The sequence below is a fragment of the Chordicoccus furentiruminis genome, assembly GCF_019355395.1.
Classification (GTDB): domain Bacteria; phylum Bacillota; class Clostridia; order Lachnospirales; family Lachnospiraceae; genus Chordicoccus; species Chordicoccus furentiruminis.
Window position 1 is genome coordinate 1172581 of record NZ_CP048829.1, and the last position, 16997, is coordinate 1189577.

Genomic DNA, 16997 nt, shown 5'->3' on the forward strand with positions numbered 1-16997 from the left:
CTTCCGCCTTATTTTTCCGGCGCAATCCGCAATCTGCTTCCTCGCGCATTGCCCCGGCATCGTCCGTCATCCGCGTCTCGCGCAGTCTCCGGCCTTCTGTCCTCTGAGCCGCATCATGAAACCTGAGTCTTCACATATGATTCAGATCGATGAAGTCCTGCATTCTCCTGCGGCGGTTCTCAAGGAACCGGCCCTGCCGGTTCATGAAGCCAAAATATTCGGGCACTGACGCCGGCAGCGCGTCTGTGGAAAACCCGTGCCACTCGGTCCAGATGTTCACCCTGCTGTAATCGTCCGTGACGCAGTCGTTCAGGAAAAAGAAATCGATGTAGCTCCGGAAATCCACAAACATATCAAAGAAATCCCTGTCGCTGTTCAGTACATCTGCTAATGGGCTGTCTTCTCCTGCATAGTATCTCCGGATGCATTCCAATGTCAGATCCCATCTGTCGCGGATTTTCCGGTTCATTCCTCTCTGCTGATTCATACTTTTGACATGCATCGGAAAAATCATCTCTCCGGGCAGCGTATAGGACCGACGGGTAAAATTCTCGATCCAACTCTTATAATCGTCCATTGAGGCATAAACCTCCCGGATCATTTTCTCATTCCTGGCATACCGGAAACTGCATGTGATGCTGTCACAGGAAAGACGCATGGCATTCCAGACAAGATATCCGCGATGACGGGGAATTTCCAGCTCCATCCGCTCCCCGTTCGGAAGCACTCTGCTCCAAAGCCGCCTGCTGTAGCCTAGCAGGGTGGGACTGCAGGAATCCGGGTCTTTTTTTCCGCATCCACCGAGACCATTCATTCTCTCCCAGTAGCCGTCCCAGTAGCCCGGCGTATCGCTTGTAAAATCAAAACTGACATCTATCATACCAGCGCCTCCTGTATGCGCCCTGCCGGCATGTGAAACGTCCGATGCCTTCCGCCGAAACCGCGCCGGCAGTCATACTGCGAAGAGGGACCGCCGCTGATCGCGGCAGTCCCTCTTCCGTACGGCAGGCGGTGCTTACGCCACTGCCTGATTCCGAATCTGCTGCAGTGCCTTCGAGACCGCGGGGATCATCATAATCAAAATCGTGATGGCCGCTTCGGCCGCCAGAAAGCTCCCGTTGTAGGCCAGAGAGTAAGCCAGCGCCGACATACCGGCCGGCGCGTCGTCCGCGAAGAAGACGATGCCGGAAAGCACATGGAAGAACAGTCGGGCGGCCATTCCGGCGATGTAGCCGATCAACAGGCCATGCTTTCTGTGATAGAAGAACCCGGCCACGCCCAGCGCGCCGAAGGCCAGCGGGTAATCAAAGAGCACCTGCGGCAGACTGATGATGTACGGTCCCAGAACAAACTGCAGAAGACCGAAGGCTACGCCGGCCATCATGCCCACCGCCGGCCCGTACCAGTACGCGATCAGGACGATGAAAAAGGAAGAGCAGAGCGTCACGCTTCCGCCGAAGGGCATCTCGAAAAGCTTGATCATTGAGGTAACCACAGCCAATGCGATGGCCGCGGACGCGAACGCGATCTGTCTGGCTGACGGTCTCTTCCCGTGGCTGGCGACCATGGCCATCAGAACAAACAGGGCAAAAATCAGAACGGCCACAAGAACGTAGCCAGGAACGGTGAGACTGAAGCTGCCGTCTCCATTGGATACTGCAAAAAAGCTTGTCATAGAAAAGCATGCCTCCTTCCGCCGGCATTATCCGGATCAAGTAATCAGGGTTGCACCGCTGTGCTCTCAGCCTCGCGTCGTTTTCCGCGCGAAGCACCCCTCGCAACGAATCCACTATAGTCATCCCGCCGCGGCGCGTCAAGCCGTTCCGTCGGGATATCCGGCGTTTTTCCGGTCCGGCGGGATATCCGGTGCTTTCTCAAATCATTCCGAACGGACTCCCGAAAAAACGTGATACCGCCTTCTCCCGCGCCCTCACGGCCCGGCACCATGCCGCGATCTTCTTCAAAACGGCGCTCCGATTCTCACCGGTACCAGCCACAGTCCGGTGCATTTCACAGATCCTTCACATGCAGCTAAGGTTCAGCTAATGTTGCGATCGTATGATCGAAATCAGAAACAGACAGACAGCCGGTTCGCACCGCGGACCTGACCTCAGAAAAACGAGGTAGTGTCAAGTCATCTATGAAAACCCAGAGCCAAAGAAAAAGGCTCCAACGAACCTTGAAAATCTGTAGATATAGTCTGCTGAAGGCTCTCCGAGGGCTTAGGGCGCTGCCCTAAGAACCGGCAAGGGACTCGTCCCTTGACCCGGATCCTGGGCTCCGCCCAGACCCGTCCTCGCCGGAAGCAGGGAAAGGCGCAGCGGCCCCTTTCCCTTTACAAGAGGATCATCCGTGAACCTTATGTCAAGGGACTTTCGCGGCATATCCTCGCGGCTGAAGCCGCTCCGGTATTCCGCGGTTCCCTTGACAACGGTTCCGCTCTCTGCTTATCCGGCAGCCTCCTGCATCTTTTTAATGGTCTGCTGGCCAAGGAAGATCAACAGCTGCCATTTTCCCGGCATGTTTTCGCCGTTTGCAATGATGTCATTACGAACCGGCGGCTGGAATTTATGCAGTTTATGCGGCCGCAGAAAGTTGTAGTAAGCCACCCATAGCGCGAGGTCGTAGTTGGCACCATCGTAGTTATTGAAGCCGTTAGTGGGGCGATAGGAGGTCTTATAAGTGCGGTTGAGACGTTCGATCATCTGCTTATAAGGCCGGAATTCCGTAGAAACAGCATCATCGTTTGTAAGGCCGAGGACCTGGGTAATCTCAAACTTGAACTTCTCACCAAACTCATGGAAGAATTGCTGGGCGGCGAGAGGATAGGCACTATAACCATCCGCGATGAAACGGAAGTTCCCGGGAAGTTTTTTTAGATGCTGAAAGGCCATGCGCATGGCCATGATGCAGGGACCGACACTGCGGCTGTCAGATACCTGATAGCCGATCACAGCCCGGGTTGCCGCATTGATGATCAGCCAGATAAAGCCTTTGATGCCGCGGACTTTGATGTAAGTCTCATCAGCAACAAAGGCAGAGCCCTTTTCGTAAGGGTATGTATCAACAAACGGTTTCACGCAGACGGCGGCAGTCTTACAGTAGTTGGCAACCATCTGGTGGGATATGGAGATGCCGTGGATGTCCTTCAGGGCCTGCACGGTTTTGCGTAGTGACAGGCCGAGATTCACCCGGTAGGAAAGACACAGGGACATGATATAAGCATTGTTTTTGCTGAATTTCAGCGAGGACGCATTCTTCGGCAGGGTGGTGATGTCCATCTTGAAGAAATCGATCGTGAACTCACGGTAGATGTAATGCAGCTTATACTTGTTTTTACCATAATCCTCGTCCAGATCTGCCCTGTCAACCTTCTTAAGGTTGTGCAGGTAGTAAGGGCATTTAGGATTCACGCATTTATGGATGATGAAGTGCTTCCGGTCTTTCTTACGAACCAGCGCATGGGAGCAGTAAGGACACTTGAGGGAAAGGGTTTTGGAGAAACGGTTCTCATCTGGCGAAAAGAGGGTTCCGCAGACCTTGCACATCAACTGGCCGGCTTTGCCGTTGTTACGGTACAGGTAAGGCTGAGGCGCTTTGCAGGCGGGGCAGGTGCAATGCTCCGGGATATCGCACTCAGAGCGGCGGCGGACAGGCTGAACGGGTTTTCCGTATTTCCACGCGTAGTAGCGATTGAGATCCTGCCAGTCCCAATCCTGGTGATGGTAGATGATCCTGGGAAGCTGGTCCACCTTGAATTTCTGATACCTGGGGGAATGGGAATCATCAAAGGTCCACTGCTTAAGCGGGATATATCTGCAGATAAAGTTAACCAGCCAGCAGTTTTGCTGATAAAGCTGATGGCACAACTGAAGAAGATAAAGTATAATGTTCACGAGCATTGCCTCTTTTGTGTAGTGAAGGTTTGGTCGCTGACATTATACCAAAAAGGGAGGACAATGCTCTTTTTATTTGCACCTCCCGTAAAATCAAGAGATTCGCACTATAAACAGGTGGTGAATTTGACACTACCAAAAACGATAAGGAGGAGAGAGCATGAAAAACAGACAGAGAATCCGCGTGATGGCCGCGATCGCACTGGCCTCCGCCCTCACCGTCTCATCCGCCGGAAGCCTTGTCCTTGCTTCCGATACCACTTCTCAGCAGACCGCATCCGCCTCGGACAGCACGGCTTCATCTGGTGGAAATGAAACTCAGAGCGGCCCGCCCTCCGCACCCGGAGGAGAAGGGAGTCAGAGCGGCGCACCGCAGCCGCCTGACGGCCAGGCACCGGGCGGTCAGGCACCGGGCAGCCAGGCGCCTGACGGATCAAGCGGCGCGGAGAACGCCGGCGGAGCGCCCGGCGGAATACCGGGAGGAGGCGGAGGAGCCGACACCCAGTCGTATGACTACAGCGGGACACTGAGCGGCACTCTGACCGCCGACGGTGAGGCGAAAACCTCCGACGGAGAGACCATCGCCTCCACTGACGCGGATGTCAACGCCGCCCTCGCGGAAAACGGAGGCGATCTGACAATCACCAACGGAACACTGACCAAATCCGGCGACGACACCAACGGAGACAACTGCAACTTCTACGGGGTCAACTCGATCCTCCTCGCCGTCGGGGAGGAATCAAAGGCCACCGTCAGCAGCAGTACGCTGACCGCCGATTCGGAAGGCTCCAACGCTGTCTTCGCCACCGACAAGGCCACCGTCTATGCCAGCGGCGATACCATCCATACCACCGCCGGCAACTCCCGCGGACTCGACGCCACCTACGGCGGTACCATCGTCGCCGACCAGATGGACATCACGACCGAAGGTGACCACAGCGCGACCGTTGCGACAGACCGCGGAGGCGGAAACATCTCACTGACCAACAGCTCACTGTCTACCTCCGGCTCCGGTTCTCCCCTTCTTTACTCGACCGGCGATATCGAGGTCGACAATGTAACCGGTACTTCCACCGGAAGCCAAATCGCCGGCATGGAAGGGCTGAATACCATCCTGATCAGCAACTCGTCGCTCACATCCGAGATGACGGATGCGACCGCCAGTGATCCGATCGCCGACGGGATCATCATCTACCAGTCCACCTCCGGCGACGCCGAGACGACGACAGGAGAGGCGGCCCTGTTTCAGGCGACAAACTCCACGCTGACCAGCAAAATTACATCCGGCGCGATGTTCTATCTGACCAACACCAAGGCCAATGTCGTCCTCTCCGAGACCACGCTTGATTTCGACAGCGACAACGTAAATCTGCTTACTGTCGAGGGCAACGACTCCAACAACTGGGGCACAGCGGGAAGCAACGGAGCGACAGTTTCCTTCACCGGACTGGGCGAAACGCTTTCCGGCAACATCACAGTCGACACGATCAGCTCTCTCGATCTCTATCTTCTGGACGGCACCACCTACACAGGCGCGATGAGTATCGAAGAAAATGCCGTGAATACGGATGAGACCGACGCACCGATCACTGTCAATCTCAGCTCAGATTCGACGTGGGTCGTCACCGCCGACAGCACGATTTCCGCCCTCAACGCAGAAGACGGCGCGAAAATGGTTGACGCAGACGGGAACACTGTCACGATCGTCGCCAACGGCGAAACCGTCGTTCAGGGCGCCAGCGGCATCACTGTCACGGTCAACGGTCAATACTCCACCGCCGTAACCACCAGCGATGCGAATGAGGTTCAGGACGCAAACATCGACCGTTCCGATTTCGACAGCAGCTTCAGCACCTCCACGACCTACGGGACAAACAGCGAATCCGTGAGCACCGCCAGCGGCACCGAAGAAACGGAAGTCTCCGGGACGGTGCCCGATGACGCCGCTTCGGAAACCGGGTCAGGCACAGAAGAATCGAAAACCGGATCCGACACCGGAAAAACGGAAACGTAAGCGCTTCGAACGGCGCACCGCGCCCGACCTTTCAAAGAGCCGTCCCTCCGCCGATTTCTCAGCGGAGGGGCGGCTCTTCGTTTTCCGGTCGAAGCCAAATCCTCTTTTCCTTTATCAGCGGGCGCTTACTGCCGCGGCTACAGGGTCTCTGGCTGATGAAGAATACAGTTCACGAATAACATATCCGTCATAATGCCAGACCGTGGATAGTTCCTCCAGCAAAGCAGGAAAATCGAGCGAAATGAATCCCTTTTTCATTCCAGCGTCTTTCTGAAATCCTTCACTTCATCCATAAAATCTCTGACACGAGCTTCATCAACCGGATTCTCGAAGATACCATCCACTTTGAAGGTCGTTGCGCAGACAGCTCCATCGGCTATCGAAAGCTGCTGCCTCACGTTCTGCCGATTGCAGCCTGTATTGCAGAAAACCGGCGTATGAGCCGTCGCATCCTTGACTCTCTTCAGGACCTGAGAATCCGTCGCGCTTCCTGCCGTCAGGCCCGACACGCAGATTCCGTCCGGCCGGTGATTGAACTCCGTCGTCCTCGCGATCTCCGCGATATCCCGGTCCGCCAGATACTTGGCCGCTTCAGGAACAATATTATAAAGCATTTTCACATGGCTGATGCCAAGCCTCGCGCGATGGCGCGCCGTTTCACCCGGATTCGTGTTCCAAAGTCCGAAATCACTGGCATAGACGCCGGAAATGATCTCACGGATAAACTTTCCGTCCACGGCGGCCGCCACATTCAGAGATGCAATCGGATCCCAAAGGCAGTTGACGCCGTAGGGCACGCGGATTTCGCTCCTCAGTTCGCCGATAATACGAGCCATGCAGGCCTGCGTCACCGGTTCAACCTTCGTCAGATAAGGCATACTGAATTCATTGGAGAACATGATGCCGTCCACGCCGCCGTTCTGCAGCGCACACAGGTCCTGATAAGCGAGATCAATCACCTTCCGCATACCGCCCTTTTCGTCATAATTCGGGTCACCGGGCATCGGCTGCAGGTGGCACATCGCAATCACAGGTTTCTTCACCCCGAACATCTCTTCAAGCCAGCTCATTTCTGTTTTCCTTTCTCAGATAAGTTTTTGTAAAGTCTCAGCTCACATCCGTTACGGTTTTATCTCTCCCCTCTGGCGGTTCTCCAGTTCAATAAATGCCTCGTAGAGTTCTCTGTACGGGCCTGTCATTTCCGTTCTCGGAAGATACTCCTCCGGCCGGAGATCATAGGCCTTGATCGCTTCGTTCAGATCCGCGAACTCTCCGACACCAGTCGCTGCGATGGCAGCGGCCCCGGCCTCCGCCGCATCATAGCCGCGGAGCGCATCCACAGGAATCCCCATCACATCCGCCTTGATCTGGTTCCACGCCGCCATCCGGCATCCGCCTCCGGAAATCATCATCTTCCTGTAAGGCCTGTTCCGGTTTTCCATCATCTGCGCCCGTTCTTTTTCCGCGAACGCCACTCCTTCCATCACGGCACGGATAAAATCGCCCCGCTCCGAGGCCATCGTCATATGGTAGAATCCGCCTCTGATCAGAGCGTCATCCCTTTCACCTTCACTCAGATAAGGGAGATAAAAAAGCCCCCTGCTTCCCGCATCCGTATCTTCAAGCAGCGCGGTCATCTGATCATAGGCATCCTCGCGCCCGAACAGAATACCGGAAACTTTTTTCAATGATGCGCCTGTTGTATTAAGACCCGTCTCCTCGCACCAGAGGCCGTCCGGTGTCACATGAAGATAGTTCGCCACTCTGAGATCCGGATTCGGTTCTCTTCGGATGCTGTTCAGGCAGGTAGAAGTGCCGGACATGTTGCTCAGGATGTCCTCCTCAACGGCTCCTGTCCCATAACAGCAGCACTGACTGTCAGGCCCTCCGTAAACCACTCTGGTTCCTTTCGGGATTCCTGTTTTTTCCGCCATATACGCGGTCACTTCACCGAGTATCTCCGTGGAATTCATCAGACGGTCAGGAAAAAAGTCCGAAGGCAGATTCAGCTCCTCAAGCAGCGTCACGTTCCACCCTCCGGCCATCCGGTCAAACGCCAGTGTACCGCAGGCGTTCGGTTTTCCTGTCGCAAGCTCTCCGGTCAGAAGATACCCGACATAGTCCAGCGGCTGCAGCGCCTTTACCGTTTTTCCGAATTCCTCCGGGCGATATTTCCTCTGCCACAGAATCTTCGGGAGAATAAAGAACGCCTGTGCGTCATTTCCCGAACCGTCATGGATCCGCCTTCGCCCGAACCGCTCCGCCAGCTCTTCCGCCTCTGCCCGGGCCCGGTTGTCCTGATAGATATACGCCCGTCCTGCCGGCGTCATATCACGCTTCACGGGAAGATATGTCGGACACTGCCCTGTCATGGCAATACCCGCGACGGTCCAGTCACTTCGGATCTTCGCATAAAGTTCCGTCAGTCCTTCCGTCAGTCCTTTTTCCCAGTCTCCCGCCTCCTGCTCAGCGCCGCCGTCCCCGGAGTACCAGACACGGTAACTGTGTCCTGCCGCGGCGATCTGTCTTCCATGGAGGTCAAACGCACAGCACCGTATCCCGGATGAACCGATATCAATCGAAATCGTCGCTTTTTCCATCTGATGCCACCTGACTTTTCTGCCTCAGCCGGATACCCGCTGATCCGTTTCCCGCTACACGATCACCTTCACGCCTGCCTTCTCGAACTCCGCCTTCATCTCATCACTGATCCGGTCTGTGATCAGCGCGTCGATCCGGTCCAGCAGACCGACCCGGGCAAACACCGGATCACCGAATTTCGTGTGATCCGCAAGAACGATCGTCCGCTCCGCCGCATCGGCCATCGCACGCTTGATCGCCACATCCTCCAGCGTGCGGTCGGAAACGCCCTGCTTCGGATCAATCGCGTCCGCTCCGATGAAAGCGGTTTTCACCCGGAAGGACCGGATCCATTCCACCACACTGGTTCCGATCGTGGCGCCGACCGATTTCTCCACCAGACCTCCCGCCAGGTAGACGGCTGCCGTCGGATTGCGTTCCATCGCCAGCGCGATCTGAAGATCATTGGTGATGACTGTCAGATTGCTTCCGGTGAGCTGCTCCGCCATCGCCCGCGTCGTGGTTCCCGAATCGATGATGATCGTGTCGCCGTCGGCGACAAAGCCGGCCGCCGTTCTCCCGATCTTCTGTTTCTCCTCCCGGCACCGGGACGATTTCTCCTGAATCGGAATTTCTCCGGGCAGCGCGTAGTCCATCGCAAGGACGCAGCCGTACGCCTTTCGGATCAGCCGCTGTTCGCTGAGAACATCCACGTCCCGCCTGACGGTAGCCGACGATACGGAAAACTGCGCCGCCAACTCTTCTACGGTGGTTTTTCCCTTTTTCTGTACATAGCGCACCACCTTTCCCTGTCTGTCAACCGGAAGCATCTCGGTCCCTCTGTCCTTTCCGCGTCCTGTCAGAACTCTTTGCTGTTATCCGTATCATAGTCGAACGATTTCACAATGTCAATAAGCTTTATCACGTTTTCTCATTCTTCTTCATGTTTTATCATTCTCTAGGGAAAGGCAGCCGGCTTCCTCTTCCTTCCGGATTTCCGCACGGAACACCATGATCGTATCCGCGTCCGAGCAGCAAAACTCGGCTGTTCCCTCTGGCTGTCCGGGAATGTGGCCTCCGTAACGCAGAATATCGATATACGGGAAGGCGCAGTGCATCGCCATCGGACAGATTTTCCCCCTGTCCTCGTCGAAATCAAAGGTCTCGCCCACATGATGTCCGCGATGGCAGCCGTGTCTGCCCCGGCGGTCTGTCACGGTGATCGTAATTTTCGGTCTCCTGCTCATTTCGCATCCTCCCAATGAATTTTTCAATCTGAAGTTCCATGTCTGCCAGCCGGCACAGGCTGATCCGACGCCTCTGCCGGCCGGCACAAAAAAAGCCATCCTCCCGGATCTCTTTCCCGAAAGAATGGCTTCATGATAAAGCAGCTTCACCGATTTGTTCAAGCGTGTCCGGTTCTGCGCGCGGACGGCGCGCCGTCTCCGTTCATCACGTCCCGGCCGGCTCGGCCCTTCCGATGAGACCGGCTTTTGAAAGCGCCTGATACAGCATCGGACCGATCAGCGCCGCGATCACCATCTTGATCAGATCCTCGGCAATGAACGGAATGACGCCGGCCGACAGCGCCGCGCCGAACGGCATATGCGCCTGCCACGCGAGCCAGGGCGTTCCGATCGCGTAGAGCACGGCTGTGGAAAGGATCATCCCCAGAACAGAACGAACCGCCTTGCGTCCGCTCTTTTCGATCACGGCCCCCGCGATGAGTGCCATCGGAATATAGCCGATCAGATAACCGCCCGTGGGGCCGAACAGTTTACCCGGTCCTCCCTGAAATCCCGAGAACACAGGAAGACCCGCCAGCCCGATCAGCAGATAGATCAGCACACTGAGCGTTCCGCGCTTTGTGCCAAGCACGTACAGGGTGATGAAAATCGCGAAATTGGTCAGTGAGACCGGCACCGGGCCGATCGGAATGGAAAACGGGCTCAGCACGCAGATCACAGCGGCCATCACAGCCGTGAGCACCATGCCCTTCAATCTGGAATCCTTCATATACTCCTCCTTCGATGCCGGCTCTGAAGGCCGGTCCGAGGTTCAGTATAGAAAAAGCGGAGTGAATTGTCAACCATCATGCAAATTCAAGGTTGACAATTCACTCCGCTGTACAGACCTTTCCTGCTTCGGATTCCGTGATGACACGGCCCGTCCTGTTCCGTCCCCGCCTTGCCGGCGTCATCGGTGACGATTTCACGGATCTTGATCGGATGCCGGATGCTTCGCCGCAACCCTCATCAGTGCCGTCAGCAGCTCCGCCGCCAGCCGGCTCCTCGATACGGGCTTCTCACCCTCGCCGTACAGCGATCCGGCCTTCATCCGGATTTCCTCCGGAAAATCCTCCGGCCGCGTGCTGACATTGATTCCAATCCCGATCACCATCCACTCGAGCTCGCCGGTGTCGAAATCCGCGCCGGCTTCCGTGAGGATACCGCCTACCTTTCTGTCACCCAGATAAAGATCGTTCACCGGCTTCACCCGGATCGCCCGTCCGGTCACGCGGTGAATCACGTCAGACACGAGCCGGGCCACAGACAGCGTCAGCGCGTCGCCGGATTCCCGCCGCTCCGGGCCCTCTTCCCCACCATTCCGTTCCGCCGCGGTGCGGTTCCCCTTCCCCTCTGTCCGTCCGCCGGGCCGCAGCAGAATGGAAAGATAAAGCCCGCCCCGGGGCGAGCTGAAGGAATGGCGGCGATGGCCGCTGCCCGCCGTCTGCGTCTCCGCGAGCACCGCAGTGCCGGACGGCGCTCCGGCGACGGCCATCTGCTTCGCCATACGGTTCGTGGAATCGATCGTATCGCAGATTCGGATCAGACCGGAATCGTATCCGTCCGGAAGATACGGCCGCATCCCCTCCACGGAGAGGCGGTCGTTCGCCGCCGCATCCGGCGTCAGACGGTATCCGCGGTTCGTCACGGCTTCGATCTGCCATCCTTCTTCCCGAAGCGACCGGATCGCCTTCCAGACCGCCGCGCGTGACACGGACAGCTCAGAGGCCAGCCGCTCGCCCGAGCAGTAACCTCCGGTCTGTCCTGCGAGTGCCTCCAGCACCCGTTCCTTCGTGCCCGCCTGAAGTTCCTTTCTCACGTAAGCTTCTCCGTCTTTCTCTCCTCCGGCTTCAGAATCGCCTTTACCAGCGTCCGGTACAGTTCCCTGGAATTGACCGGTTTCACCAGAGACGCGTTCATGCCGGCGTCAAAGCACTGGTTTTCGATCTTGTCATAAGCGTCCGCCGAGAGCGCGATGATCGGGACGTGAGCCGTATAATCCGTCCCGATTCCGCGGATCGCCCTCGCCGCCTCGAAGCCGTCCATCACCGGCATCCGGAGATCCATCAGGATCGCGTTATAGTACCCGTCGCGGCAGCTCCTCAGCTTCTCCACCGCCTCGTACCCGTTGGAAGCCGTATCTCCGATGACCTCGCGGAGCGCCAGCAGATCGCCGATCACTTCCGCGTTGAGCGCGTTGTCCTCGACGATCAGCACCCGCTTGCCGCGAAGCAGGTCCACGTTGTACTCCGGCTCCTTCTGTTCCTGCAGCCGGATCTGGTCCTCCGTCGCGAGATCGAAGTTGAAGTCCACCACAAACGTGGTTCCCTTGCCTTCCTCGCTGGTGCATTCGATGTGACCGTTCATCAGGTCCACCAGACGCTTGCTGATGAAGAGTCCCAGTCCCGTGCCTTCCTGATTCGGCTGCTGCCGTGTCAGATCCTGCTCGAAGGGCAGATACATCCGATTCTTGAATTCCCGGCTGATTCCGCAGCCTGTATCACTGATCACATAGGTGTGGTGAACGAGATTCTTTGCTTCATTGTACTCCACATTGACGCGGAAGGTCACATCGCCGCCTGACGGCGTGAACTTCACCGCGTTGCCCAGCAGGTTGACCAGGACACGGACCACATGATCCACGTCGATCAGAACGACCCGGTCCCGCCCGCCGCTGATCTCAAAATGATAGTGGACGCCGCAGGCCTTCGCTCTCTCCTCGATGATGGAATTGACCTCCTCGAAGACGTCGTTCTCGCGGGCCGGCGCACTGGAGCTGACGACCTTGCCCGCATCCAGCTTGCTCGTCTCAAGCACCTCGTCAATGAGAGCCAGCAGGTATTTGCTCGACACCTGCATTTTCTCAAGATTCGTACGGATGCTCGGAGACGCCGTCGAGTCGGCCAGCGAAAGCTCAAGAAGTCCGGTGATGGCCGTCAGCGGGGTCCGCATATCGTGGCTCATATGGGACAGGAAGCTTTCCTTCTCCTGCGATGTCTTCGCCGCGATGCGGAGCGCCTCGCTGATCTCCTCCAGCTGCTGCTCATCGTTGATCTGCTGCGTCATATCGACGAACGTGATGACAAGTCCCCTCAGCTTGCCACGGGCGGCCCGCTGCACCTCGTCGTCCTCGATCCCGTTTACCGGCTCGTCGATCCGGTACGGCGCGATGCGGATGAGATAGGTTTTGCCCGACACCGCCACCGTCGTGCACTCCACCGGCTCCATCGTCTTAAGGACCTTGCGGGAGAGTTCCATCAGATTGATCTGGGCGAAATTATAGGCAATGTACTGAAGCGACCGTCCGACGTCCTGATCCGCCACATTGAACTCGGAAGCAATGTACTCGGTATATTTCCGGATATTGAGGTCCCGGTCCACCATCATGATGCCGATCAGCGTCGTCGACAGGAAATTGGCCATATCGCTGTTGACCGCTGCCGTCTCGGAAACCTTCGCCTGATACTCGGAGTTGACCGTGTAGAGTTCCTCGTTGACGGACTGCAGCTCCTCGTTCGAGCTCTGCAGTTCCTCGTTGCTGGTGAGCAGCTCCTCGTTGGCCGCCTGCAGTTCCGCATTCACGGACTCCAGCTCCATCACCGTCTGATGAAGCGACGCCTGCGTCACACGAAGCTCGCCCTCCAGATCCGCGATCCGCTTCGCCGCGGCCGAATCGATGTCATAATGGGTGATGTCGCCCTGAACCGTCTGATTCTGCCGGATAAAGGCAACCGCCGTCATCCCCGTCTTGCCGCCGACCTTGTCGCGTACCGGAAGCGCCACCAGCGTGATGAACTCCGGCTTTTCGCCGATCCTGACCGGAATCCGGTCGAAGGCAACCCGCTTGTCCTGATTTCTGGACTCCTTCAGAGCGGTGGAGAACGCGATTTTCAGATCCTCGCGAAGCAGAAGGAAGATGTCAAGCGTCGCGGAGCCGGCCGGAATCTTCATGATACCGGTGCAGTCGCCGAAGCTGTGACGAAGCTCATTGTTCTCATCCACCACGACGCAGGCCGGCATGACCTCCTCAAGCACCTTGATGTCCAGCTCGCCCGCCTTGTACTCGCCGACCTGACTCGTCTTGCCCGCAATCTGGCGCGGCAGATCGAGATGCGTCTCCACATTCTGAAGCGAGTAGGGAATCGCCGAATGCTGCGGCTTCCGCCCCGCGCTGTAGTGAACGAAGATCTTCTCGTTTCCGCAGTAGGTGCGGAAGACATCGCTGTAGTCGCCGACCGACTCCGACTTGCCGAGAAAAAGATAGCCGCCGTCCTTCAGCGCGATATGAAAGATAGAGAACAGATTCTTCTGCAGCACGGTCTGGAAGTAAATCAGCAGGTTCCGGCAGCTGATCAGATCCAGACGGCCGAAGGGCGGATCCTGAAAGACGTTGTGCTGGGCGAAGACGATCATCGTGCGGATCTCATGATTCACCACATACTTGGTGCCCCGGCGCGTGAAATACCGGCTGAGCCGGCTGACGCTCACATCCTCGATGATGTTCTCCCCGTAGACGCCCTTGCCGGCAAACTGCACCGAGTCCGCATCCAGATCGGTCGCAAAGATCTTGATATCCCGCCGGATGTTGAGCTCCTCCATCACCTCGGCGAACAGAATCGCCAGCGAGTAGGCTTCCTCGCCGGTGGAGCAGCCCGCGCACCAGACGCGGATCTGTTCCGAGGCCTTGCCTTTCTTCACGATCTCCGAGATGACCCGCGTCTTCAGCACCTCGAAATAATCCGCATCCCGGAAGAAGGAAGTGACGCCGATCAGGACCTCTTTTGCCAGCGTCCGGGCCTCCTCCTGATTGCCCTTCAGATAATCCACGTAGCTCTGCAGATTGCTGCTGTGCGTGACCACGATCCGCCGCTCGATCCGGCGGAGAATCGTCGTCTGCTTATAATACGTGTAGTTGGTGTTCGTGACATTTTTCAGGATCGTGAACACCTGGGCGATCAGATCATTGTCCGTCAGCATCATCTTGCCGTTGGAGGCATGGATGGACTGCGCGATGTGCGTCATCTCCTTGGCGATGGCGTCCGGGCTCAGGATCAGATCCACGAACCCGGTGGCGATGGCGTTCTTCGGCATGCCGTCGAACTTGGCCGTATCCGGATTCTGGACGATGATCACGCCGTTCTGTTCCTTGATCCGCCGGATGCCGTTGGTGCCGTCCGAGCCGGTTCCGGAAAGGATCACGGCGATGGCGCGGTTCTCGTACGCGTCGGCCAGCGACCGGAAGAAAATATCGATCGGGTGATTGATCAGCGCATGATTGTAGTTTCGCAGATGCAGCACGTCGGAGGTGATCTCGAGATTGTATTTCGGCGGGATCAGATAGACATGGTTCCGCCTCACCTGCATCCCGTCTTCCGCCTCCTGCACCGGCATCGCCGTGTATTTGCTCAGGATTTCCGACAGAAGACTCTTATGGTCCGGCGACAGATGCTGGATGATGACGAACGCCATCCCCGTATCCTTCGGCAGAAAGGTCAGAAACTGCTGCAGCGCCTCGAGGCCGCCCGCCGACGCGCCGATGCCGACCACGCAGTTCGCCTGTACCTCCAGCGGTATATTCACATGATCATATGTCATACATCGATCCTCTTTCTGTCAGGAGCATGCATTCCGCCGTTGTTTCCGGATGGCAGAATCCGGCCTCTTACGGGAGAAATACCGTTCCCTCGAAAAGCTTTCAGCAACTGTTTTCCTCATTTTAACACATATCTGTCAGAATCGTGCAAATTATCCGACAAAATAAAGCCAGACGGCACGGATCCGGAGCCTCCCGGTCCCGGCCCGTGCCATCCGTTCCTTCTTTGTTCCGCCGTCCGTCCGGCTGTGTCCGCACCGGATACAGCCCGTGTCCGGTGCGCCGCACAGGCCGCCCGGCAGACATCCTGACCGTCCGGGGCTGTCCCGCTTTCGTGTCTCAGCCTTCCGACGCCCGGGAAGAGGCAGAGGACGCCGCGCTGTCCGACGACGGCTCAGCGGCGGAATCCGCTCCCGTGACCGCCTCCGCGGCGGATTCCGCCGTGCCCGGCGTGCTGTCGGTGAAGCCGATGCCGGACTGCGGATTGCCCGCGGCCGGCTGGGTATCCGTGATGGTGACAGCCGCGCCCTGCGCGGTCAGCCCCCGCATGGAGGCCGACGCCGCGGCGCTTCCGGATTCCGTCTTCGAATCCGTATCGGACTGATACGCCACCGCCTTGCCGTCCGCCAGCGCCTTCAGGATACTGTCCGTATCCGAGGCCGTATAGGAAGAGAACCCCTTGTAGGACGACGCCATCTCGATGCCGTTCTGCTTCGCGCCGCAGGTTACCATCGAGCCGCCCTTCCAGCCCCGTTTATCCGTGATCTGCTTCTGAAGCCACTCCACCGAACCCGCGTGATCCGGGATCACGGAGAAAAGAACCGCATCCGAATCCGACGCAGCGTCAAAGCCGACGGTCGCGACCTTCGCGCCGGCGTCCGATGCCGCCTGCTCCACTGCCGTGGCAATATTCTCCACATCGGTGACAATCAGCTGCGTGCCGGCGCCATACAGCTTCAGCGCGTCCGCCATCCGCATCGGCGTCAGATCGCGGCTCCCGGCGTATTCCCGGTTGAGCGTAATCGTATCGGTCCCGACGCCGAGCTCGGCCGCCGCGTATCCGACGCCGTTCACAAAGCCGGTCAGCGCCGCGACGCTCGCGGAGTCCGCCGATCCGGTCATAAACGTGACATTCCGCATTCCGTCCTTCACGGCCGCATACCCCGCGACAAAGCCCATCTGCGAAGCGTCGTAGGCCACGCACATCGTGTTCTTCCGGATCTCCGCCTCCGCGCCGGCCTGCGGACGGGGCGCTCCGTCGAACAGGATATACTTCGACCCGCGGTGCGCCTCCTGCGCCGCGTAAACCGGCGTCTCCATCTCCGTTCCCTGACAGACGACGTACTGCACCTTGTCCTCGGCCGCCTTGTCGAAGATTGCCTTGAAATCACCGGCGTCATCCGAATTCGACTGATAGTTCTGCGTCCGCCAGGTCCGCTCCGTGGCGGTCTGGTCGATGCCCTTCGAGAGCTCCGTCAGCGCCGTGCCGGTGATGCCGGCGGGGCCGGTCAGAATCGCGTAATGAATCGCGTTCGGATCGTCCCCGCAGCCGGTCAGGAGCAGCGCGGACAGAAACGCCGCAGACAGGGCGGACAGTATTGTTTTCTTCATGGATTTTCCCGTGATCC

The 16997-nt window shown here is 57.7% G+C and carries 12 protein-coding genes and 1 riboswitch; of the genes, 1 reads left to right on the plus strand and 11 read right to left on the minus strand.

The window, feature by feature from the left end:
• Window positions 1-130: 130 nt before the first annotated feature.
• The 3 genes from G4C92_RS05555 to G4C92_RS15070 form a co-directional block, all read right to left on the minus strand.
• The gene (locus tag G4C92_RS05555) at window positions 131-880 is read right to left on the minus strand and encodes a DUF6994 family protein (RefSeq protein ID WP_274941592.1); all 750 of its coding nucleotides are present in this window, start codon (window positions 878-880) and stop codon (window positions 131-133) included.
• A 135-nt stretch (window positions 881-1015) separates the two neighbouring features.
• Window positions 1016-1675 carry an energy-coupled thiamine transporter ThiT gene (thiT, locus tag G4C92_RS05560; RefSeq protein ID WP_274941593.1) on the minus strand — a complete coding sequence of 220 codons (660 nt, stop codon included), beginning with the start codon at window positions 1673-1675 and terminating at the stop codon, window positions 1016-1018.
• Window positions 1672-1786: riboswitch (TPP riboswitch) on the minus strand. Its footprint overlaps the gene before it by 4 nt.
• A gap of 661 nt (window positions 1787-2447) precedes the next feature.
• A complete protein-coding gene (locus G4C92_RS15070) occupies window positions 2448-3896 on the minus strand; it encodes a DDE-type integrase/transposase/recombinase (protein ID WP_274940009.1) in 1449 nt (482 codons plus the stop codon).
• 160 nt (window positions 3897-4056) lie between these two features.
• On the opposite strand from G4C92_RS15070, the gene G4C92_RS05570 reads away from it, so the two are divergent.
• Window positions 4057-5910, plus strand: a complete 1854-nt coding sequence (locus tag G4C92_RS05570; protein ID WP_274941594.1) for an adhesin — start codon at window positions 4057-4059, stop codon at window positions 5908-5910.
• Window positions 5911-6164: 254 nt separating this feature from the next.
• Here G4C92_RS05570 and G4C92_RS05575 read toward each other — a convergent pair whose 3' ends face one another.
• From G4C92_RS05575 to G4C92_RS05610, 8 genes are all read right to left on the minus strand, one after another.
• On the minus strand, window positions 6165-6980 hold the full coding sequence (locus G4C92_RS05575; RefSeq protein WP_274941595.1) for a BtpA/SgcQ family protein: 816 nt from the start codon (window positions 6978-6980) through the stop codon (window positions 6165-6167).
• Window positions 6981-7031: 51 nt separating this feature from the next.
• Entirely contained in the window at window positions 7032-8510 is a 1479-nt protein-coding gene (locus G4C92_RS05580; RefSeq protein ID WP_274941596.1) for a xylulokinase, read from the minus strand.
• Between the two features lie 54 nt (window positions 8511-8564).
• The gene (locus tag G4C92_RS05585) at window positions 8565-9320 is read right to left on the minus strand and encodes a DeoR/GlpR family DNA-binding transcription regulator (RefSeq protein WP_274941597.1); all 756 of its coding nucleotides are present in this window, start codon (window positions 9318-9320) and stop codon (window positions 8565-8567) included.
• 111 nt (window positions 9321-9431) lie between these two features.
• The gene (locus G4C92_RS05590; protein ID WP_274941598.1) at window positions 9432-9737 is read right to left on the minus strand and encodes a TIGR04076 family protein; all 306 of its coding nucleotides are present in this window, start codon (window positions 9735-9737) and stop codon (window positions 9432-9434) included.
• A 205-nt stretch (window positions 9738-9942) separates the two neighbouring features.
• The gene (locus tag G4C92_RS05595; RefSeq protein ID WP_274941599.1) at window positions 9943-10506 is read right to left on the minus strand and encodes a biotin transporter BioY; all 564 of its coding nucleotides are present in this window, start codon (window positions 10504-10506) and stop codon (window positions 9943-9945) included.
• A gap of 195 nt (window positions 10507-10701) precedes the next feature.
• The gene (locus G4C92_RS05600) at window positions 10702-11595 is read right to left on the minus strand and encodes an HTH domain-containing protein (protein ID WP_274941600.1); all 894 of its coding nucleotides are present in this window, start codon (window positions 11593-11595) and stop codon (window positions 10702-10704) included.
• On the minus strand, window positions 11592-15371 hold the full coding sequence (locus tag G4C92_RS05605; RefSeq protein ID WP_274941601.1) for a chemotaxis protein CheB: 3780 nt from the start codon (window positions 15369-15371) through the stop codon (window positions 11592-11594). Before G4C92_RS05605 ends, G4C92_RS05600 begins: the two co-directional genes overlap by 4 nt.
• Window positions 15372-15708: 337 nt before the next feature.
• Window positions 15709-16980 (minus strand): BMP family ABC transporter substrate-binding protein, encoded by a 1272-nt coding sequence (locus tag G4C92_RS05610; protein WP_274941602.1) that lies wholly within the window; start codon window positions 16978-16980, stop codon window positions 15709-15711.
• Window positions 16981-16997 lie beyond the last annotated feature (17 nt).